We start from the raw sequence: 20,344 nt of genomic DNA on the forward strand, positions 1-20,344 counted from the left end.
AAGCTCACACCCGCAGCGGCATCAGCACATACTGGACGCCCGGATCGCCCGGATCGAGCACCAGGGTCGGAGACGCCGGATCCGCGAAGCGGAAGGCCGCGTTCTCGCCGGTGATCTGGCCGGCCACGTCCAGCAGATAGCGGGCGTTGAAGCCGATCTCGAACGGTTCGTCGGAATAGCCGATCTCGACCTCCTCGACGCCCTGTCCGGCCTCCATGTTGCGCACCGTCAGGGTGACGCGGTCCAGCTCGAACGCCAATTTCACCGACCGGCTCTTCTCGGCCGAGATGGTGGCGACGCGGTCGACGGCCGAGGCGAAGACCACCCGGTCGATGTCGGCCTGTTTGTCGTTCCCCTTGGGAATGACCCGGGCGTAGTCGGGGAAGGCGCCGTCGATGACCTTGGACGTCAGGCTGGCGTGGCCCAGTTCGAAACGGATCTTCTGCGGGCTGACCTGAACCTCGACCGGGCCGGAGGCGTCGTCCAGCAGGCGGCGCACCTGATCCACGGTCTTGCGCGGCACGATCACGCCGGGACCGCCCGCCGCCCCCTCGGGCGCCGGGGTCTCGGCCAGGGCCAGGCGGTGGCCGTCGGTGGCCACGGCGCGCAGCAGGGCCGCGCCGTTCTCGGCCACGGTGTGCAGATACAGGCCGTTCAGATAGTAGCGCGTCTCCTCCGTCGAGACGGCGAACCGGGTCTTGTCGATCAGCCGCGCCAGATCGTCCTTCATCAGGGCGAAGCGCACGCCCGAACTGTCGGCCGACATCACCGGGAAGTCGCCCGCCGGCAGGACCGGCAGGTTGAACTTGGACCGCCCCGCCTGGACGGTCAGGCGCGGATCGTCGCCGTTGTAGGTCAGGGACACCTCGGCGCCGTCCGGCAGCTTGCGGACGATTTCATACAGGGTGTGGGCCGGGGCCGTGATCTGGCCCTCGACCTGGACCAGGGCGTCGGCCTCGTCGACCATCTCCATGTCCAGGTCGGTCGCCGCGAACGACAGCCGGTCGCGCCCCGCCGACAGCAGCACATTGGACAGGATCGGAATGGTGTTGCGACGCTCGACGACGCTCTGGACGTGGCCGAGGGCCTTGAGCAGGGCGGAGCGTTCGATGGTCAGTTGCATGTCGTCTTATGGCCCGGGCGCGAGGCTGCTGTCAGCGTCGCCTTTCAGATTGGCCCAGGACACTAGCGCATTGGCGCGCAGGGGCAACGGCTGACGCGTCTCCTCCCCATCGAAGATGGGGAGGGGGACCACGAAGTGGTGGAGGGGTTCTGACCGCTCGCACCTCGTCTGCGGCCAGGAGCCCCTCCGTCTCCTCGCCGAAGAGGCTCGGACCCACCTCCCCGTCGCTGCGCGACAGGGAGGAGACTGCGCGATCTAGCCCCGCAGCTTGCGCGTCAGGGCCTCGACGTCGCGGGCGACCTGTTCGTCGGTCGGGATCAGCTCCTCGATCTTCCTGACCCCGTGCAGCACCGTCGTGTGGTCGCGCCCGCCGAAACGACGGCCGATGTCGGGATAGGACCGGGTCGTGTGCTGTTTGCACAGATACATGGCGATCTGGCGCGGCCGGGCGATGGCGCGGGTGCGGCGTTCGCTCAGCAGGTCGGCCTGTTTCATGTTGAAGTGGTCGGCCACCGTCTTCTGGATCTCGTCCACGGTGATGCGTCGCTCGGGCGCCCCGCGCAGGGCCGACCCCAGCAGGGTCTGGGCCTCGTCCGCGCCCAGGCCCGACAGGCGCGGACCGGCGGCGGCGGCCAGGGTGTTGATGGCGCCTTCCAGCTCGCGCATCGAACCGGGCGTGCGGTCCACCAGATGCTCCAGCACCTCGCGCGACGGACGGCCCGAGACCACGCCCAGCCGGGCGAAGGCGTCCAGCCGGTTCTCGGCCACGGCGATCTTCAGCAGACGATCGCCGGGCTCGACCGGGCAGGTCAGGCCCGCGGCCAGATGGCTGCGCAGGCGCGGCTCGACCTCGTTCAGGGCGGTCGGCGGACGATCCGCCGCCAGGACGATGCGTTTGCCGTCCTCGATCAGGGCCGTCAGGGTCGACAGCAGCTCCTCCTGGGACGCCGCCTTTCCGCCGATGAACTGGACGTCGTCCAGCAACAGCATGTCGGCCGACCGCAGACTGTCCTTGAAGGCGGCGGTGGACCGGTCCTGGACCGCGCGCACGAAGGTCGACAGGAACCGCTCGGCGGTCAGATAGACCACCTTGGCGTCGGGTCTCAGCCGCTGGGCCTCCCAGGCGATGGCGTTCAGCAGGTGGGTCTTGCCGTAGCCATAGGGGCCGCAGAAGAAGATCGGGTTGAAGTGGCCGTCGGCCCAGGCCGCCGTCTGTCGGGCAATGGCCAGGGCGAAGGCGTTGCCCTGCCCTTCCACGAAGCTGTCGAAGGTCAGGCGGTCCTGCAGACCGGCGGCGCGCACCGCACGGGCGCCGTCGGCGACCGGGGCCACCGTGGCGACGGGGGCGGCGACCAGCGACAGGGCCGACGGGGCCTGCAACGACGAGGCCTGGGCGGCCAGGGCCGCCGACGGCGGCGCCGAGCCCAGCTCCGCCCGGCACCGCACTTCCAGCCGGCGCGACAGGCCGTCCAGGCCCAGCCACAGCTCGTTCATGCGGTTCAGGGCGTTCTTGCGCACCCAGTCGCGGGCGTAGGCGGTGGGGGTCACCAGGATCAGCCGGCCGGCGCCGTCGGCGCGCACGGCCGAGGGCGCGATGTAGGAGCTGAACGGCCCTTCGCCGATCTCGGCCCGCAGACGGCCCGAGGCCTCGGTCCAGATACGATCCGGATCCGTCATGCCCGACGCCGACATGCTCGCCACTGCTGCGCTCCTGCTCATTCTGAGACGACCCCCCACTGATTTCCACACACGCAGGGGGACGGGATCGGAGACGACTTCGCCTGCCCCGCGAAGCATGCGCTTGCGCGGGCCGGGTGTGGCCGATCGATCTGAACGTCTCCCGCCGACACGCGAATTCCTCCGCGCGCCGCCCTTCATCCGCCAGGGACTGAAGTGCGTGAGAGCCCAAAACTTACGCCGGGGGCGGATACGGTCAACGCTGATTCGTTCGCCGATTCGCACTTAAATTGGTTGACTCCGCTAAAGGCGGATCAGGCTTGGAGAAATGCCGATTTCGGCCGAAATGCGGCGGCCGAATTCGGGTCGCCGAGCAATGGCCACTTATCCGCACACGGCAAAACGGCGAGAGAGCTTTTGCCCTCTCGCCGCTGAATTCACTGGCTTTTTATTGCAACAGGGTCGTGACGACCCTGTGACGTCACCCGGTGTCAGGCCGCCGACATCTTCTTCAGCTGGGCCGCCAGACGGCTGACCTTGCGCGAGCCGGTGTTCTTGTGGACCACGCCCTTGGACACGGCGCGCATCAGCTCCGACTGGGCCTCGATGAAGGCCGTCTTGGCGACGCCGGCGTCGCCCGCCGTCACCGCTTCCTGGAACTTGCGGAGGAAGGTGCGGACGCGCGTGCGGCGCGCCTTGTTCACTTCGGTGCGGGCGGCGATCTTGCGGATCGCCTTGCGGGCGCCGGGGTTGTTGGCCATGGAAGAACCTTCGAACGGAAAACGCCGCAGACGACCTGCCCGCAGCGCGGAAATCTCAAGAGCGCGCGGCTATAGCCGAAAGCTCGCAGGGGATCAAGGCGAGGCGCGAAGGAATCCGAACGGGCCTCAGCGCGTCGCGCCCGGACGCCATTTGACGTCGCCCTGGCCGTTGGCGTTGGCCCGTCGCGCCGCGACGAACAGATGGTCCGACAACCGGTTCAGATAGCGCACCGCCTCGGGCGTGACCGCCTCGCCCGCCTCGACCAGTCGGATCGCCTCGCGTTCGGCCCGCCGCGCCACGGTGCGGGCCAGATGCAGATGGGTGGCCAGCGGCGAACCGCCCGGCAGGATGAAGCTGTCGAGCGGTTTCAGGCTCTCGTTCATCCAGTCGATCTCCGCCTCCAGCCGCTCCACCTGCGAGGCGACGATCCGCAACGCCTCCCACTTCGGCGCGGGTTCCAGCGGCGTGGCGAGGTCGGCGCCCAGATCGAACAGCTCGTTCTGGATCTTCGCCAGCATGGCGTCGATGCGATCGTTCTGGCCCGAATGCAGCCGCGCCATCCCGATCATGGCGTTCAGCTCGTCCACCGCCCCATAGGCCTCGACCCGGACATCCGACTTCGACACGCGCCGGCCCGTCGCCAGTCCGGTGGAGCCGTCGTCTCCGGTGCGGGTGTAGATCTTGTTGAGGACGACCATGCGACGCGGCGATCAGCCGGCGACCGATCGCTTCCAGGCCACGAAGGCCAGAAGCAGGATCACGGCCGCGGCCTGGAACAGGACCCGCCACCGCATCAGCCGGTTCGACCAGGTCCGGCCGAACTCGCCGCCGCGATAGAGGGTGTAGACGCCGAAGCCCATCGTCAGCACGACGGCCAGCATGGCGAGAGGAATGGTGATGCCGAAGAACAGGGCCATGCGGCCAATCTAGTCCGCCCCGAGGCCGCGCGCCAGCATCCGCCCACGCCATCCTGTGAATGCGACGAATTCGCACATGCGACATGCCGCCGCCTTGCGGCTCAGGTTGGCTCGCTATTGAGAGGCGCTCGCATTCTCAATCTCCTCCCCAGGATCGCCATGACCGCCCGCCTCCTTGATCTTCGTCGCCGCCTGATGCTGGGCGCCGCCGCCTGCGCCGTGGCCGCCTGCCCCGCCGTGGCCAACCCCGTCGCGGCGCCGGGCGCGGAGGATCAGGCGACCCAGGTCGCCGATGTGGTGGTCACCGCCGCCGGCTTCGAACAGAAGATCACCGACGCCCCCGCCTCGATCAGCGTCATCACCCAGGAAGAACTGGCCAGCCGCCCCTATATGACCCTGCTGGACGCCGTGCGCGATCTGGAAGGCGTCGACATCGGCGAGACCCGCGACAAGACCGGCCAGGGCACGATCTCGATCCGGGGCATGGGTTCGGACTACACCCTGATCCTGGTCAACGGCCGCCGCCAGAACAATCACGGCGACATCTATCCGAACAACTTCGGCGGCAACCAGTTCAACCACATCCCCCCGCTGGACGCGATCGAGCGGATCGAGGTCATCCGCGGTCCGGCCTCGACCCTCTACGGCGCCGACGCCATGGGCGGGGTGATCAACATCATCACCAAGCGGTCGCTGGACCGCTGGACCGGTTCGGCGACCGTCGCCCGCACCTTCGAGACCCATGACGAATACGGGGACGACATGACCGTCGACCTCTATGCCACGGGTCCCCTGGTGCGTGGCCTGCTGAACGCCACGGTGCGCGGCAGCTGGTATGACCGCGCCGCCTCCAACCCCATCTACGATACGGTCACGGACCCCGCCGGCGCGACCCGCACCCGCTCGCTGGGCTTCGGCGGCGGCGGCAAGACGGTGGACAACACCAACTGGTCCGGCGGCGTCAGCCTCGTCTTCACCCCGACCGAGAGCCAGACCCTGACGCTCGACTACGACGTCTCACGCCAGGAATACGACAACAGCATCCAGACCAATGACGCCGGCGGGCTGGAGTATCCGGTCGGCACGGTCGACAACATCAACTCGATCTTCAGCGCCGGCAACTTCTGCCTCGGCGCCACGGGCGCCAACGCGGCGGCCTGCGGAACGAACGGCGGCGTCTGGACCCGTCGCGCCAACCCCCAGGTCGGCTACGCCGCCGCCCAGGAGTTCACCCGAGACAGCTGGGCCCTGACCCATCAGGGCCGCTGGAGCTTCGGCAACAGCCGCATCTCCCTGTCCCATGTGGCGACGAACAACGAGGGGCGGACCATGCCCTTCACGGTGGCCGAGCGCGAACTGCTGCTGACGATGATCGACGGCACGGGCGCTTACGCCGGCCAGACCCTGGCCCAGCGTCGCGCCGCCGCCGAGGCGACCTTCCTGCCGCGTCCCAAGCGCACGCTTGAAAGCGCCCAGTACACGCTGGACGCCCAGCTCGACATGCCGTTCCAGCTGGCCGGCGAGCAGGTGGCCGTCATCGGCGCCCAGGTCATTCGCGGCGAACTGACCGACGGCGTCTTCGGCATGGAGAGCGGAAATCCCGGTCAGGCTCAGGACCACAACATGTGGTCGGTGTTCGCCGAGGACACCTGGCAGGCCCTGCCCGGCCTCGCCGTGACCGGCGGCCTGCGCTACGACAATCACGAGGTGTTCGGCGACCACGTCAGCCCGCGCCTCTACGGGGTCTACACCCTCAACGACCAGTGGACGATCAAGGGCGGTGTCTCGACCGGCTTCAAGACGCCCAAGACCACCCAGCTGTATGACGGCATCACCGGTTTCGGCGGTCAGGGCACCTCGCCCATGTTCGGCAATCCTGACCTGCAGCCCGAAACCAGCGTCAGCACCGAACTGGCGGTCTACTGGCAGCACCCCGATCGCCACAGCGTCAATGTGACCGTCTTCAACAACGCCTTCGACGACAAGATCGCCAATCAGCCGTGCGGCGGCGGAACCAGCCTGCCCTGCGCCAGCGCGGGCGAATATGCGGACCTGGGCTACGGCTCCAGCAGCCGCGCGACCAATATCGACGAGGTCGTCATCCGCGGCGTCGAGGTGGCCGGCCGCTGGCAGCTTCTGTCCACCCTCGGCCTGCGCGGCAACTACACCTACACCGACAGCGAACAGAAGAGCGGCGCGGAGATCGGTCGCCCCCTGGGCAACAGCGCCAAACATATGGCCAACGCCGGCGTCGACTGGCAGGCGACGGACAAGCTCAGCGTCACCCTGTCGGGCGAGGCCCGCACGGACCGCTATCGCGGCCTGCACGCCATCACCGGCGAAGAGCTGGTCTTCAAGGGCTACACCGTGGTCAACCTGGGCGCCGCCTATGAGCTGACCGGCTGGCTTCGGCTCAACGCCCGGATCAACAACCTGCTCGATCGCGATTTCACCAGCTACGACACCGAGTTCCGCGACCTGAACTCGGACGGCGACTACGTCGACACCAACGAGACCCTGTTCTTCGATCACTACAACAACAAGGACAAGGGCCGCAGCTTCTGGGTCAGCCTGAACGCCCGCTTCTGAGCCCGTCTTGAGGTCAGGGACGCGACGGTCCGCCGCCGCGTCCCTTCACCTTCCCTTCACCTTGTCCGCTCGCCGAATCTTAGCCTGACCGTGACAGAACGATCGGACGCCATGTCCACTGATCGTTCCTTCCGCAACCTCAGCCACCTGGAGAAGTCGGCCTCGACGGCGCGACTGCTCAACCTGTTGCGGGTCTGGCGAGAGCATGACCAGACCGACGACTGGCGCGACCGGCCCCTGTTCCGGACCCGGGCCCTGAACCAGTCCCTGGTCATCAAACACCGTCTGCGCCGCGACGAACTGGATCTGTTCCGCAGCCGCCGGCACATCGCCACCAAGATCGTCCTGCCCATCGACACCACCGACCTCAAGGCCGGGGGGCGCTACTTCTTCGTCAACGAGGTCGCGTTCGAACGCATGATGCGCAGCGCCTTCGGTATCGGCCCCGATCATCCGGACGTCATCCTGATGCGGCTGATCGACGAACTGCCGTCTCTGGATCCCTTCCTGTTGCGCGAACAGCTGCGCCGCAACGGACGCGACCCCGCCGCCTGCTACTTCGGCATCAGCGACGCCGACCTCGACCGGATGATGCAGTTCGTCGAGCGCGAGATCTCGCCCCTCGTCGCCCTCACCCTCGGCGAGGGCCAAGCGTCCGGCGCGTCTATCCAGCGGCTGGCCTCCAAGATCCTGTCGAACGACCCCGGCGACCGGATGGAGGCCCTGGGCGTCACCCTCAACCTTCCCCCGGACCAGTATCAGGAGGGCGTCTTCTGCTGGAAGGGCTTCCTCTACTACAAATGGAGCCTGGGCGAGTTGCTGCCCGACGCCCTGCGCGTGGCCGACGCGGTCATGCGCGTCAAGCCGCAGGGTTCGACCACGCCCAACGTCCGGGCCTATCTGGCCCACAGCCGCGCCTCCCTGCGCCGGCGCATCCTCGGGGCCTGCCGTTCGGTCTCGAGAAAGCTCAAGGTCTATGACGAGGCCTATGCGGCCCTGACCGTCCAGGCCAACCCCAACGCCTTCCGCGACTTCCTGCTCGAGGCGCCGGCCACCTTCCGCACGCTGGGCGAGCAGCTGGGCGTGCTCCAGCACATCGTCTCCTACTGGGCATTCCGCTTCGGGCCCGGCGCGCCCCTGACCACGCCTGAAGAGCTGATGGACGTGCTGATGGATTTCGAGGCCGGCCTCGCGGGTCGCGACGAGCCCGCGCCCGAACCCGACGCCGCCCGCGTCAGCCTGGCGGCCTGAGAACCACACCCGACACCGGCCGACCGCACTCAGGCCGGCGGGCTTTCACTTCACCCTCCGAGCATCCCGGCGAAGGCCGGGATCCAGATCAGGAGCGGCGCCGGCCCAGACAAAAGGCCCCGGATCGCTCCGGGGCCTTCGTTGTTCGGTAGACAAGGCGCTCAAGCCGTGAGCATCGCGAACATAGCGCGTCGCGCAGCGGCCAAGAAAAACTGCGCTTAAGCAGAGAGCCGCCGCGCGGCGGACGATAGCGCGGCGCGAAGCGCCCTTAGTACCGGTAGTGCTCGGGCTTGAACGGGCCTTCGGTCGGGACCGAAATATACTCGGCCTGCTCCTTGGACAGGGTCGTCAGCTTGGCGCCCAGCTTGGCCAGGTGCAGGAAGGCGACCTTCTCGTCCAGGTGCTTGGGCAGGGTGTAGACCTTGTTCTCGTACTTCGACGCATTGGTCCACAGCTCGATCTGGGCCAGGGTCTGGTTGGTGAACGAGGCCGACATCACGAACGACGGGTGGCCCGTGGCGTTGCCCAGGTTCACCAGACGGCCCTGCGACAGCAGGATGATCTTGTTGCCGTCCGGGAACTCGATGTGGTCGACCTGGGGCTTGATCTCGTCCCATTTGAAGTTGCGCAGGCCAGCGACCTGAATCTCCGAGTCGAAGTGGCCGATGTTGCAGACGATGGCGTTGTTGCGCATCCGGCGCATGTGATCGACGGTGATCACGTCCTTGTTGCCGGTGGCGGTGACGAAGATGTCGGCCTTGTCGGCGACGTCGTCCAGGGTCTGGACGTCATAGCCTTCCATCGCGGCCTGCAGGGCGCAGATCGGGTCGATCTCGGTGACGATCACGCGCGCGCCGCCCTGGCGCAGCGAGGCGGCCGAGCCCTTGCCCACGTCGCCGTAGCCGCAGACCACCGCGACCTTGCCCGACAGCATCACGTCGGTGCCGCGACGGATGGCGTCGACCAGCGATTCCCGGCAGCCGTACAGATTGTCGAACTTGGACTTGGTGACGCTGTCGTTGACGTTGATGGCGGGGAACGGCAGTTCGCCGCGCTCGGCCATCTGATACAGGCGGTGGACGCCGGTGGTCGTTTCCTCCGACACGCCGCCGATGGCGTCGCGGATGGCCGAATAGAAGCCGGGCTTCTCCTTCAGATACCGCTTCATGACCTTGTAGAGGGCTTCCTCTTCCTCGTTCTGCGGATTGTCGAGAACCGAGGCGTCCTTCTCGGCCTTGGGCCCGAGCACGCACAGCAGGGTGGCGTCGCCGCCGTCGTCCAGGATCAGGTTCGGATAGCCGCCGTCGGCCCATTCGAAGATCTTGTGGGCGTAGTCCCAGTATTCCTCCAGCGTCTCGCCCTTGGTGGCGAACACCGGGGTGCCGTTGGCGGCGATGGCGGCCGCGGCGTGGTCCTGGGTCGAGAAGATGTTGCACGAGGCCCAACGCACGTCCGCGCCGAGGGCTTCCAGCGTCTGGATCAGAACGGCCGTCTGGATCGTCATGTGCAGGCTGCCGGCGATGCGGGCGCCCTTCAGCGGCTGGGCCGCGCCGAACTCTTCGCGCAGCGCCATCAGGCCGGGCATTTCGGTTTCGGCGATGGCGATTTCCTTGTTGCCGAACGGGGCAAGCGAAATGTCGCGGACGATATAGTCGGCCAAGGGAGGCTCCTGATCGGAATGGATTTGCCCGCCGCTATAGCCGTCCCCGGCCGCTGCGGCAAGAAACCCATAAGGATGTCTTTATATGTGGCGCTTTGGCTGCGTTCCGTCCCATAGTTCCGGCGAAGGGGAGGAGGCACATGAAACGGTTTCTGGCGACGGCGGGGGCCGTCCTTTTCCTGGGCCTGGCTCCGACCCTGTCGTCGAGCGCGAACGCCGCCCCGGCGGACGGGCCCGTGACCCTGATCCACGCCGGACGCCTGCTCGACCGGCCCGGCGAGACGCCGCGCGGACCGTCCACGGTCGTGGTCCGCGACGGCCGCATCGCCGAAATCCGTGACGGCTTCGTCGGCGTCGAGACCTATCCCGGCGCCGCCGTCATCGACCAGCGCGATCGTTTCGTCCTGCCGGGTCTGATCGACAGCCACGTCCATCTGGTCTCCGACCTGGCCGGTCAGGCCTGGCTGGTGTCCTCCGTGACCGAAAGCCTGCCGGCCCAGGCCTATCACGCGGCCGAAAACGCCCGGAAGACGCTGCTGGCCGGCTTCACCACCGTTCGGAACCTCGGCGACGACGGCGGCGTGACCCTGGCCCTGCGCGATGCGACCGCCGATCATCGCCTTCCCGGCCCGCGCATCGTCGACGCCGGGACCAGCATCTCGACCACCTCCGGCCATATGGACGGGCGGCTGGGCTTCAGCGATGACATCCGCGCCCACATGAACCACGACAATGTCTGCGACGGCGTCGAAAGCTGTCGCGAGGCGGTGCGCCTGCAGGTCGGGCGCGGTGTGGACGTCATCAAGATCGCCACCACCGGCGGGGTCAACAGCCGCGTCGGCGCGGGCGTCGGCGCCCAGATGTTCGAGGACGAGGCCAAGGCCCTGATCGACACGGCGCACCTCTACGGCAAGAAGGTCGCGGTCCACGCCCACGGCGCCGCAGGCATCGACCTGGCCCTGCGGATGGGCGCCGACTCCATCGAGCACGGCACGGTCTTCGACGACCAGACGATCGATCTGTTCCGTCGCTCCGGCGCCTATTACGTCCCGACCCTGTCGACGGTGAACGGCTATCGGGAGCGTCTGGCCGCGGATCCGAACGCCTATCCGCCCGATGTGCTGGAAAAGGTCCTCTGGCGCATCGACGTCACCGGCCGGTCCCTGCGGGCCGCCGTTCCCGCCGGGGTGAAGATCGCCTTCGGCACCGATGCGGGCGTTTCCAAACACGGCCGCAACGCCGACGAGTTCGCCCTGATGGTCGAGTTCGGCATGACGCCGGCGGCGGCGATCCACGCCGCGACGGTCAACGCCGCCGACCTGCTGGGCCTGGGGCAAGAGATCGGCGCCCTGACGCCCGGCCGCCGCGCCGACGTCATCGCCGTGGACGGCGATCCCCTGGCCGATGTCGCCGTGCTCCGGACGGTCCGTTTCGTGATGCGCGACGGCCGTACCTATCTGGACGAAAAATCTACTCGCGAGTAGACCTTGGCCATGGCCGACGACGCACCCGCCTTTCCCGCCCTCGCCCGTGACGCCGCCCAGCCCCGTCACGACTGGACCCTGGACGAGGTCGAGGCCCTGTTCGCCCGACCGTTCATGGAGCTGGTCTTCGACGCCGCGACCGTGCACCGTCACTGGTTCGATCCCTCCGAGGTTCAGAAATCCCAGCTGCTGTCGATCAAGACCGGCGGCTGCGCCGAGAACTGCGGCTACTGCTCCCAGTCGGCCAGCTTCAAGACCGGGCTCAAGGCCGAGAAGCTGATGGAGACCTCCGCCGTCCTCGCCGAGGCCATGGCCGCCAAGGCCGGCGGCGCATCGCGCTTCTGCATGGGCGCGGCCTGGCGGGAACTGAAGGACCGTGACACGCCGAAACTGGCCGCCATGATCTCGGGCGTGAAGGCCCTGGGGCTGGAGACCTGCGCGACCCTCGGCATGCTGACGGCGGATCAGGCGAAACAGCTCAAGGCCGCCGGTCTCGACTATTACAATCACAACCTCGACACCGGCCCCGACTACTATGCCGAGGTCGTCACCACCCGCACCTATCAGGACCGTCTCGATACCCTGGAGCATGTCCGCGACGCCGGCATGTCCACCTGCTGCGGCGGCATCGTCGGCATGGGCGAGGCGCGGCGAGACCGGGCCGGACTGCTGCACGCCCTGGCGACCCTCCCCGCCCATCCCGACAGCCTGCCGGTCAACGCCCTCGTGCCGGTGACCGGCACGCCCCTGGGCGAGCGCGTCCTGCAACAGGGTGAAATCGATCCGATCGAATTCGTCCGCACGGTCGCCGTCGCCCGTCTGGTCTGCCCGCGCGCCATGGTGCGGCTCTCGGCCGGACGCGAGACCATGAGCCCGGAGATGCAGGCCCTGTGCTTCCTCGCCGGCGCCAACTCCATCTTCGTCGGCGGCAAGCTGCTGACGACGCCGAATCCGGAACAGGACGAAGACGCCCGACTGTTCGCCCTGCTCGACCTTCGGCCGCTGGTTCCGGCCTAACCCGGCCTTAAACCCTGTCGTGGCAGGATGGCGACATGAACCGTCGCGCCCTTTTCGCCCTCGTCCCCGCCGCCGGCGCCCTGGCCGTCCAGGCCCTGCGCGCCACGCCCGCCGCTGCGGCCGGCGCCAAGAGCGGCGGCGCCCCGGCCAACAGCTATATCCGCCTGCCCACCGTCACGGCGACGGTCACCCGCCACGACGGACGGCGCGGCGTCCTGTCGGTCGAGGCCGGGATCGACGTCAAGGATGAGGAGCTGCGCGCCCGAGCGGTTCAGGAGACGCCGCGCCTCCGCGCCGCCTGGAACGACGTGGTCCAGCGCGCCGCAGCCGGCGTCACCCCCGGCGGTCCGCCGGACGTGGAGCGGCTGCATCGCGATCTCCAGCGCGCCACGGCCCGCACCCTCGCCCGGGGCGGCGCGGTCTTCCTCATGGGCTCCATCACCATCAGCTGAGCCGCAGCCCGCTCGCGGACGCGTCTGGCCTGGAGCGCCGTCCCCGCCGGTGATCGCGGCTTGACGCGCCTGCGGCATGGGGCATGAAGGCGGGCGGGCCGCGACGGTCCGCCGCAGCCTCACTGACGAAAGCCTCCCCGATGTCCTCCGGTCTGATCGCCCTCCTCGACGACGTGGCGGCCATCGCCAAGCTGGCCGCCGCCTCAATCGACGACGTCGGGGCCGCCGCAGGCAAGGCCGGCGCCAAGGCGGCAGGCGTGGTGATCGACGACGCCGCGGTCACCCCCCGCTACGTCGTCGGCCTCAGCCCTCAGCGCGAACTGCCGATCATCGGCAAGATCGCCGTCGGCTCGATCCGCAACAAACTGCTGTTCCTTTTGCCGGCGGCCCTCCTCCTGGCGGCCTTCGCGCCCTGGGTGATGACGCCGCTGCTGATGCTCGGCGGAACCTATCTGGCCTTCGAAGGGGCGGAGAAAATCCTCCACGGCCTGCTGCCGCACGAGGATCTCGCCGAGGCCGAGACGGCGCCCCAGGATCCTGCCCATATCGAAAAGACCACGGTGGCCGGCGCCGTGCGCACCGACTTCATCCTGTCGGCCGAGATCATGGCCATCGCCCTGAACGATGTCGCCGACCGTCCGCTGACCGTCCAGGCGGCCGTTCTCGTCGTCGTGGCCCTGGCGATGACCGCCGGCGTCTACGGCGCCGTCGCCCTGATCGTGAAGATGGACGATGTCGGCCTGCACCTGGCCGAGGGCCGCAACGGCCTGCTGCGTTCGGTGGGCCGGGGCCTGGTCAAGGCCATGCCCGTGGTCATGTCAGGGCTCCAGACCCTCGGCACGGCGGCCATGCTGTGGGTGGGCGGCGGCATTCTGGTCCACGGCCTGCACGACCTGGGCGTCCACTGGCCGTCGGAACCGATCGAGCATCTGGCCCACGCCGTCGGCTCGGTCCTCCCCCTGGGCGGGATCGTCGCCTGGCTGGTCACCGCCCTGGCTTCGGCCGTGGTCGGACTGATCGTCGGCGCGGTTGTGGCGGGCGCCCTGCAACTAGTCCGGTCCGCGCGCGGCGGCGGCGCCCAGGCTCACTGAACCACGCGGTCAATCCGGGGGCGGGGTCGACTGAACGGGGAGCGTCGGCCGTCTCGACCGCGTCAGCAACCCCGTCCCGGTCCGCCGTCGCTCGAACAGGTCGACGAAGAAGATGCCCACGGGGATCAGCCAATAGGCGAAACCCGGCGCCCAGGGCACGACCCGCATCGGCAGGGCCCAGGCCAGGGCCGCCGAGAACAGCCCCGCCAGGGTGATGAACCCCCAGACCGCGCGGGATTCGGCCGCTTCGTCGCGATCCTCCTCCGCCAGGCCCGCCACGGCCCCGCGTTTCAATGCGTGGCCATACAGCAGGAAATACAGCCAGCAGATCAGGGCGAAGCCGACGCCATAGATCGTATAGACGTCCCGCAACTGCTCATACGAGGTGATCAGCCCCTTCCCCGGCAGCCTCCCGCCCGAGAAATAGCTGACCCCCGCCTCGGTCAGCAGCCGCAGCGGGAAGACGTAGATCAGGATCATGAACACGATCATCAGGCTCAGCGTCGCCGACCAGCTGTCGCGGATCGGCGCCAGCCGCCCATAGTTCCGGTGCCCCAGCCAGAACATGACCACCAGGCCGAACCCGGCGGCGAAGGCCGGGATCCGCCCCAGCGCCCGCAACAGATCGCCGAAGTCGTTCAGCGGCTCCGCCCCCGCGATGATCAGCAGGGTGACGGCGAAGGCGAAGGAGGCGTCGACGAAGGCATCCAGCCTCTGCGTCTCCACCGGCCGGACCGATGACCGTCTGACGAGAACCGTATCGCTCATTGTGACCGTCCTTCCCCTGTGAAGAACGGTGCTCGCTTTCCCCCGTCTCGGCAACGGGGTCAGCGATCGTCCTGATACGAAAAAGGGCCCGGTGCAAACCGGGCCCTTCCGATGTCGTCAGGAACCTGCCGTTCAGGCGGCGAGGGCCGCCTCGGACGCGATGATCCGGCTGGCGGCGTGAACCACGGCGGCGATGCGCAGGGCGGCCTGGATGTGGGTGGACGGCACGGCGTGCTTCTTCAGTTCGCCTTCATGGGCGTCGATGCAGGCGCCGCAGCCGTTGATGGCCGACACGGCGGTGGACCAAAGTTCGAAATCGATCTTGTCCACGCCCGGATTGGCCAGGATGTTCATCCGCAGACGCGCCGGCAGGGTCTGGTACTCCGGATTGTGCATCAGGTGCAGCGACCGGTAGTAGATGTTGTTCATGCCCATGATGGCCGCCGCCGCCTTGGCCGCGTTCATCGCCTCGGGGCTCAGCACCGTGGCGGCCTGGGCCTCCAGGGCGCGCACCACGGCCGGCGTGCCGACGGCATGGACCGAAGCCAGGAAAGTTCCCCACTTCTGCTGCTCGGTCAGAAGGGTCTCATTGGCCAGGGAGGACAGGTTCAGCGAGATGTCCTTGGCGTAGGCGGGCAACAGATCACGGACGGCGTCGATGGACATTGTTGGAGTTTCCTTCGGAAACGCGGCTGACGCTCGCGACGCGGTCGCTCGCTGTTTGAGCCGCAATAATCCTCCCCCGTCGGGGGAGGGGGACCGCGAAGCGGTGGAGGGGGCCAGCCACACACGCCTGTGTCTGACTTCAGCCCCCTCTGTCACGGCGCGAAGTCGCGCCGCGCCACCTCCCCCAATGGGGGAGGAACAGGCCTTACGCCGCCAGCGTCTCGCCGCCGACCGGGCGGTTGCAGGCGCACAGTTCGTCGGTCTGCAGGGCGTCGACGACCCGCAGGGTGTCTTCCGGCGAACGGCCGACGTTCAGGTTGGTGACATAGACGTGCTGCACGACGTTGTGCGGATCGACGACGAAGGTCGCGCGCAGGGCGACGCCTTCTTCTTCATCCAGCACGCCCAGGGCGCGGGCCAGTTTTCCGCCATTGTCGGCGAACTGCCAGATCGGCAGCTTGTTCAGGTCGGCGTGGTCGCGGCGCCAGGCCAGCTTGGTGAACTCGTTGTCGGTCGAGCCGCCCAGAACGACCGTGTCGCGGTCCTCGAAATCGCGGCCCAGCTTGGCGAAGGCGGCGATTTCCGTCGGGCAGACGAAGGTGAAGTCCTTCGGATAGAAGAAGATGACCTTCCACTTGCCTTCAAAGCTGTTCTGCGTGACGGCTTCGAACGCCGAGACGCCGTTTTCTTCGTGGCTGTTGAAGCCCGGCTTGACGCCGATGATCTTGAAATCAGGCAGTTTTTGACCGACGCCCAGCATGAGGGTGCTCCTAAAAAGTCAGATTGCGATTGGGCGGCGACGAAGGGGGAGGACGTCGCCTGAGGCCGCTCATGCGCCCGCACTGCAGCGAAGTCAAATCGATCATTTCGCAAGTGCGAATAGATTGAATTTATCGATAGCCCAACCATTCCTGATCGCCCCGAACGCAGGCGGCCATAGATTTCCTTGTTGGAACTAAAAAAGTTTATCGATTTTCCTTCGCTGACTTTTGGGTCCACCGTCAGGAATACCCCTGACGCCAAGGAGGACATCATGGACGGAAACGCCGGCGGACCCTCGCCCCTGAACGACCCGAAGAAACAGCCTGCGGCCCTGCGCTCCCTTGTGGGACGCACCAACCGCGACTGGTGGCCCAATCATCTGTCGATGGACATCCTGCATCAGCAGGGCAAGTCGGGCGATCCGATGGGCGACGACTTCGACTATGCGGAGGCCTTCAAGTCGCTGGACCTGGCCGCCGTCAAGCGCGACCTGACCGCCCTGATGACCGACAGCCAGCCCTGGTGGCCGGCGGACTACGGTCACTACGGCCCCTTCTTCATCCGCATGGCCTGGCACTCGGCCGGGACCTACCGGACGGGCGACGGCCGCGGCGGCGCGGGCGCCGGCCAGCAGCGTTTCGCCCCGCTCAACTCCTGGCCCGACAACGGCAACCTCGACAAGGCGCGTCGCCTGCTGTGGCCGATCAAGCAGAAGTACGGCTCCAAACTGTCCTGGGCCGACCTGATGATCCTGGCCGGCAATGTCGCCATCGAGTCGATGGGCGGGCCGGTGTTCGGCTTCGGCGGCGGCCGCGCCGACGTCTGGGAGCCGGAAAAGGACGTCTACTGGGGCACCGAGGAAAACTGGGTCGGCGACGCCGACAACCAGACCCGCATCCGCCCCGATGACGGCGTCGAGCTGGAGAGCCCTCTCGCCGCCATCCAGATGGGCCTGATCTATGTGAACCCCGAAGGCCCCGGCGGCGTGCCCGAGGCCCTGCAATCGGCCCGCGACATCCGCGAGACCTTCGCCCGCATGGGCATGAACGACGAGGAGACGGCCGCCCTGACCGCCGGCGGCCATACCTTCGGCAAGGCCCACGGCGCCGGCGACGCCAAGCTGGTCGGCGTCAGCCCTGAGGGCGGCGACATTGCACAGCAGGGTCTGGGCTGGATCTCCGGCCATGAAAGCGGGATGGGCGATCACACCATCACTTCGGGCATCGAGGGCGCCTGGACGCCCACGCCGATCACCTGGGACATGACCTATTTCGACATGCTGCTGGACCACGAATATGAGCTGGTCCGCTCGCCCGCGGGCGCCAAGCAGTGGCAGCCGGTCGGAAACCCGGAAGAGACCCTGGCCCCGGCCGCCCATACGCCGGGCAAACGCGTCCCGACGATGATGACCACAGCCGACATGGCCTTCAAGATCGACCCGGCCTACCGCGTCATCATGGAGAAGTTCCGCGCTGATCCGGCCTATTTCGGCGACGCCTTCGCCCGCGCCTGGTTCAAGCTGTGCCACCGCGACATGGGACCCAAGGCCCGCTACCTCGGGCCCGACGTCCCGGCCGAGGACCTGATCTGGCAGGATCCGATCCCGGCCCACACCGGCCCGGCCCTGACCGACGCCGATGTCGCGACGCTGAAATCCTCCATCGCCGCCTCCGGCCTGTCCGTGGCCGAACTGGTCACGACCGCCTGGGCCTCTGCGGCGACCTATCGCGGCTCGGACCATCGCGGCGGGGCCAACGGCGGTCGCCTGCGCCTTGCCCCGCAGAAGGACTGGGATGTCAACGAACCGGCCAAGCTGGCCAGGGTTCTCAAGGTCTATGAGGACATCAAGGCTTCGTCCGGCCTGAACGTCTCCATCGCCGACCTGATCGTGCTTGGCGGCTCCGTCGGCGTCGAACAGGCGGCGAAGGCCGGCGGCCATGCGGTCCAGGTCCCCTTCACCCCCGGCCGCACCGACGCCTCGGCCGAACAGACCGACGTCGAAGGCTTCGCGGTTCTGGAGCCCAAGGCTGACGGCTTCCGCAACTATCTGCAGGTGCGGTTCAACGTCCCGACCGAGGAGCTTCTGATCGATCGCGCCCAGCTTCTGGGCCTCACGGCGCCGGAGATGACGGTTCTGGTCGGCGGCCTGCGCGTCCTGGGCGCCAACCACGGCGGATCGAAACACGGCGTCCTGACCGATCGTCCGGGAACCCTGTCCAACGACTTCTTCGTCAACCTGCTGGACATGAAGACCGGCTGGAAACAGGTCGACGACAGCGCCGACGAGACCTTCCTCGGCACGGACCGCATCACCGGCGAACAGCTGTGGACCGCCACCCGCACCGACCTGGTGTTCGGCTCCAACTCCCAGCTCCGCGCCCTGGCCGAGGTCTACGCCTCGGCCGACGCCGGGGCGAAGTTCGTGAGGGACTTCGTCGCCGCCTGGGTCAAGGTCATGAACAACGACCGGTTCGACCTCAAAGGGTGAGGAGTGCTGGTGAGCAAGGGGTGAGCACGATCACGGACGTTTCGCCGTCCCGCTCACCTCTTCGCTCACTAGCACTTTTCACTAACCTTACCCGATAGCCTTTGCCCGCTCGATAGGGACCGCTTATGTCCCACGTCATGCTCCCCACCCTGCGCCAGCTCCAGTATCTCAAGCTCCTGGCCGAGCACGCCTCCTTCAGCCGCGCCGCCGAGGCCGCCCATGTCAGCCAGCCGGCGCTCTCGGCCGGGGTGCAGGAACTGGAGAAGATCCTCGGCGCCCCCGTGGTCGAGCGCACGCGCGGAAACGTCCAGCTGACGGCCGTCGGCGCCGAGGCGGTCAAGCGCGCCCATGACGTCCTGGCCCGCACCGAAGATCTGGTCGAGGCCGCCCGTAACGCCGGCAAGCCCCTGTCGGGCCGCTTTCGCCTCGGCGTCATCCCCACCGTCGCCCCATTTCTCCTCCCCACGGCCTTGCCGGACCTTAAGGCGCAATACCCGGCCCTGCGCCTGTTCATCCGCGAGGACCTGACCCCCCGCCTGATCGCCGCGCTCAAGGCGGGCCAACTGGACGCCGCCGTCATCGCCCTGCCCTATGGCGCGGCGGGGATTTCGCACGCCCGCATCGGCGACGACGCCATCCTGGCCGCCGCCCCAGCCGACCACGCCCTGGCCGCCCCCGGCGCCATCAAGCCGGGCGCCCTGAAGTCGGAGGACCTGATCCTGCTGGAGGACGGCCACTGCCTGCGGGACCACGCCCTGGCCGCCTTCGACCTCGACCCGCCCAAGGGCGACGACGTCTTCGCCGCCACCAGTCTGCACACTCTGGTCCAGATGGTCGGCTCCGGTCTGGGCGTCAGCTTCCTGCCCGAGATGGCGGTCAAGGCCGGCCTGGCCGACAACCCCTCCGTCGTCGTCCGCGCCATCACCCCCCTGAACGGCGCCCCGCCCCCTCGCCGCGAAATCGTCGTCGCCTGGCGCACCGGCTCCAGCCGAGCGGCGGAAGCCAAACTCCTGGCCGAGGCCATGGCGGTTGAATGAGAGTAACGGACGCTCCACGGATCACACCGCCTTGCTCTGAAGCGGGACGCTGGCCAAGGCTTCGGCGAGGCTATGCCGATCTTTTCAGTCGAGCCTCAAGCGTCTGAGCATCAAGGTCGAGACAATAGGTCGATACGACGACCTCATTGCCCTTGGCGTTGCGGATGAACAGTTGTTCGTTCCGACCAAGGAACGAACGCCGTGTCTGTGTTCTGAACGTCAAAGGAAGGTCGAGCGACAGTCGGCCTCTGAAAGGTGCGCGGACAAACAGAACCGAACCCTCAATCCAGACGGCAGGAGCCGCGAGATCACGCAGATTCCGCAAAGCCAAGCCGGTCATTGAGCATATGACCAAGGCGGCCAGCACGCCCCATAGTCGCGCCAGTGTTCTGGCAACAAGCTCCCCTTCTGAAGATACGGGCCAGATAGCCCATCCCGCCACGAGGAAGACGGCGATCGCCAGCGCTACACAGATGACCACATAGCAGATGCGGACCAATCATCGGGAGCGCTTCGGATCGTAACCGGCCAGCCGCACCATTCGTCGAACTCCTTTCAAGGTCGAGCCTGAACAAGGAGTTGCAAAAGTAAAGGACCGGC

At 67.6% G+C, this 20,344-nt stretch carries 18 protein-coding genes; 8 read left to right on the forward strand and 10 right to left on the reverse strand.

Features of this window, described 5'->3' with window-relative positions:
• Window positions 1-4: 4 nt before the first annotated feature.
• From dnaN to ACO2Q1_RS05250, 5 genes are all read right to left on the reverse strand, one after another.
• The gene (dnaN, locus tag ACO2Q1_RS05230; protein ID WP_423328489.1) at window positions 5-1,123 is read right to left on the reverse strand and encodes a DNA polymerase III subunit beta; all 1,119 of its coding nucleotides are present in this window, start codon (window positions 1,121-1,123) and stop codon (window positions 5-7) included.
• Between the two features lie 255 nt (window positions 1,124-1,378).
• Window positions 1,379-2,815 (reverse strand): chromosomal replication initiator protein DnaA, encoded by a 1,437-nt coding sequence (gene dnaA, locus ACO2Q1_RS05235; RefSeq protein ID WP_423328759.1) that lies wholly within the window; start codon window positions 2,813-2,815, stop codon window positions 1,379-1,381.
• 476 nt (window positions 2,816-3,291) lie between these two features.
• A complete protein-coding gene (gene rpsT / locus ACO2Q1_RS05240) occupies window positions 3,292-3,561 on the reverse strand; it encodes a 30S ribosomal protein S20 (protein WP_423328490.1) in 270 nt (89 codons plus the stop codon).
• 126 nt (window positions 3,562-3,687) lie between these two features.
• Window positions 3,688-4,260, reverse strand: coding sequence for a cob(I)yrinic acid a,c-diamide adenosyltransferase (locus ACO2Q1_RS05245; protein ID WP_423328491.1), 573 nt, complete (start codon window positions 4,258-4,260; stop codon window positions 3,688-3,690).
• Window positions 4,261-4,272: 12 nt separating this feature from the next.
• Entirely contained in the window at window positions 4,273-4,479 is a 207-nt protein-coding gene (locus ACO2Q1_RS05250) for a twin transmembrane helix small protein (RefSeq protein WP_423328492.1), read from the reverse strand.
• A gap of 159 nt (window positions 4,480-4,638) precedes the next feature.
• Here ACO2Q1_RS05250 and ACO2Q1_RS05255 point away from each other — a divergent pair, with 159 nt between their 5' ends.
• The gene (locus ACO2Q1_RS05255; protein ID WP_423328493.1) at window positions 4,639-7,068 is read left to right on the forward strand and encodes a TonB-dependent receptor domain-containing protein; all 2,430 of its coding nucleotides are present in this window, start codon (window positions 4,639-4,641) and stop codon (window positions 7,066-7,068) included.
• A 111-nt stretch (window positions 7,069-7,179) separates the two neighbouring features.
• The gene (locus ACO2Q1_RS05260) at window positions 7,180-8,319 is read left to right on the forward strand and encodes a hypothetical protein (RefSeq protein WP_423328494.1); all 1,140 of its coding nucleotides are present in this window, start codon (window positions 7,180-7,182) and stop codon (window positions 8,317-8,319) included.
• Between the two features lie 268 nt (window positions 8,320-8,587).
• Here ACO2Q1_RS05260 and ahcY read toward each other — a convergent pair whose 3' ends face one another.
• Window positions 8,588-9,979 (reverse strand): adenosylhomocysteinase, encoded by a 1,392-nt coding sequence (gene ahcY / locus ACO2Q1_RS05265; RefSeq protein WP_423328495.1) that lies wholly within the window; start codon window positions 9,977-9,979, stop codon window positions 8,588-8,590.
• 140 nt (window positions 9,980-10,119) lie between these two features.
• On the opposite strand from ahcY, the gene ACO2Q1_RS05270 reads away from it, so the two are divergent.
• From ACO2Q1_RS05270 to ACO2Q1_RS05285, 4 genes are all read left to right on the forward strand, one after another.
• Entirely contained in the window at window positions 10,120-11,463 is a 1,344-nt protein-coding gene (locus ACO2Q1_RS05270) for an amidohydrolase family protein (RefSeq protein ID WP_423328496.1), read from the forward strand.
• 9 nt (window positions 11,464-11,472) lie between these two features.
• On the forward strand, window positions 11,473-12,480 hold the full coding sequence (gene bioB, locus ACO2Q1_RS05275; protein WP_423328497.1) for a biotin synthase BioB: 1,008 nt from the start codon (window positions 11,473-11,475) through the stop codon (window positions 12,478-12,480).
• A 35-nt stretch (window positions 12,481-12,515) separates the two neighbouring features.
• On the forward strand, window positions 12,516-12,932 hold the full coding sequence (locus ACO2Q1_RS05280; protein ID WP_423328498.1) for a Tat pathway signal protein: 417 nt from the start codon (window positions 12,516-12,518) through the stop codon (window positions 12,930-12,932).
• A 140-nt stretch (window positions 12,933-13,072) separates the two neighbouring features.
• Entirely contained in the window at window positions 13,073-14,023 is a 951-nt protein-coding gene (locus ACO2Q1_RS05285) for a DUF808 domain-containing protein (RefSeq protein ID WP_423328499.1), read from the forward strand.
• Between the two features lie 9 nt (window positions 14,024-14,032).
• On the opposite strand, the gene ACO2Q1_RS05290 is transcribed toward ACO2Q1_RS05285, so the two are convergent.
• The 3 genes from ACO2Q1_RS05290 to ACO2Q1_RS05300 form a co-directional block, all read right to left on the reverse strand.
• Window positions 14,033-14,791 (reverse strand): TMEM175 family protein, encoded by a 759-nt coding sequence (locus tag ACO2Q1_RS05290; RefSeq protein ID WP_423328500.1) that lies wholly within the window; start codon window positions 14,789-14,791, stop codon window positions 14,033-14,035.
• Between the two features lie 132 nt (window positions 14,792-14,923).
• Window positions 14,924-15,457, reverse strand: a complete 534-nt coding sequence (locus ACO2Q1_RS05295) for a carboxymuconolactone decarboxylase family protein (RefSeq protein WP_423328501.1) — start codon at window positions 15,455-15,457, stop codon at window positions 14,924-14,926.
• 205 nt (window positions 15,458-15,662) lie between these two features.
• Window positions 15,663-16,217, reverse strand: coding sequence for a peroxiredoxin (locus tag ACO2Q1_RS05300; protein WP_423328502.1), 555 nt, complete (start codon window positions 16,215-16,217; stop codon window positions 15,663-15,665).
• Between the two features lie 273 nt (window positions 16,218-16,490).
• On the opposite strand from ACO2Q1_RS05300, the gene katG reads away from it, so the two are divergent.
• Both katG and ACO2Q1_RS05310 read left to right on the forward strand, forming a co-directional pair.
• Window positions 16,491-18,707 (forward strand): catalase/peroxidase HPI, encoded by a 2,217-nt coding sequence (gene katG / locus ACO2Q1_RS05305; protein ID WP_423328503.1) that lies wholly within the window; start codon window positions 16,491-16,493, stop codon window positions 18,705-18,707.
• A 137-nt stretch (window positions 18,708-18,844) separates the two neighbouring features.
• On the forward strand, window positions 18,845-19,744 hold the full coding sequence (locus tag ACO2Q1_RS05310; RefSeq protein WP_423328760.1) for a hydrogen peroxide-inducible genes activator: 900 nt from the start codon (window positions 18,845-18,847) through the stop codon (window positions 19,742-19,744).
• 70 nt (window positions 19,745-19,814) lie between these two features.
• On the opposite strand, the gene ACO2Q1_RS05315 is transcribed toward ACO2Q1_RS05310, so the two are convergent.
• Window positions 19,815-20,243: a hypothetical protein gene (locus ACO2Q1_RS05315; RefSeq protein WP_423328504.1), complete on the reverse strand. Its 429-nt coding sequence runs from the start codon at window positions 20,241-20,243 to the stop codon at window positions 19,815-19,817.
• Between the last annotated feature and the right edge of the window lie 101 nt (window positions 20,244-20,344).

This window comes from Brevundimonas sp. VNH65 (assembly GCF_049445955.1).
GTDB lineage: Bacteria > Pseudomonadota > Alphaproteobacteria > Caulobacterales > Caulobacteraceae > Brevundimonas.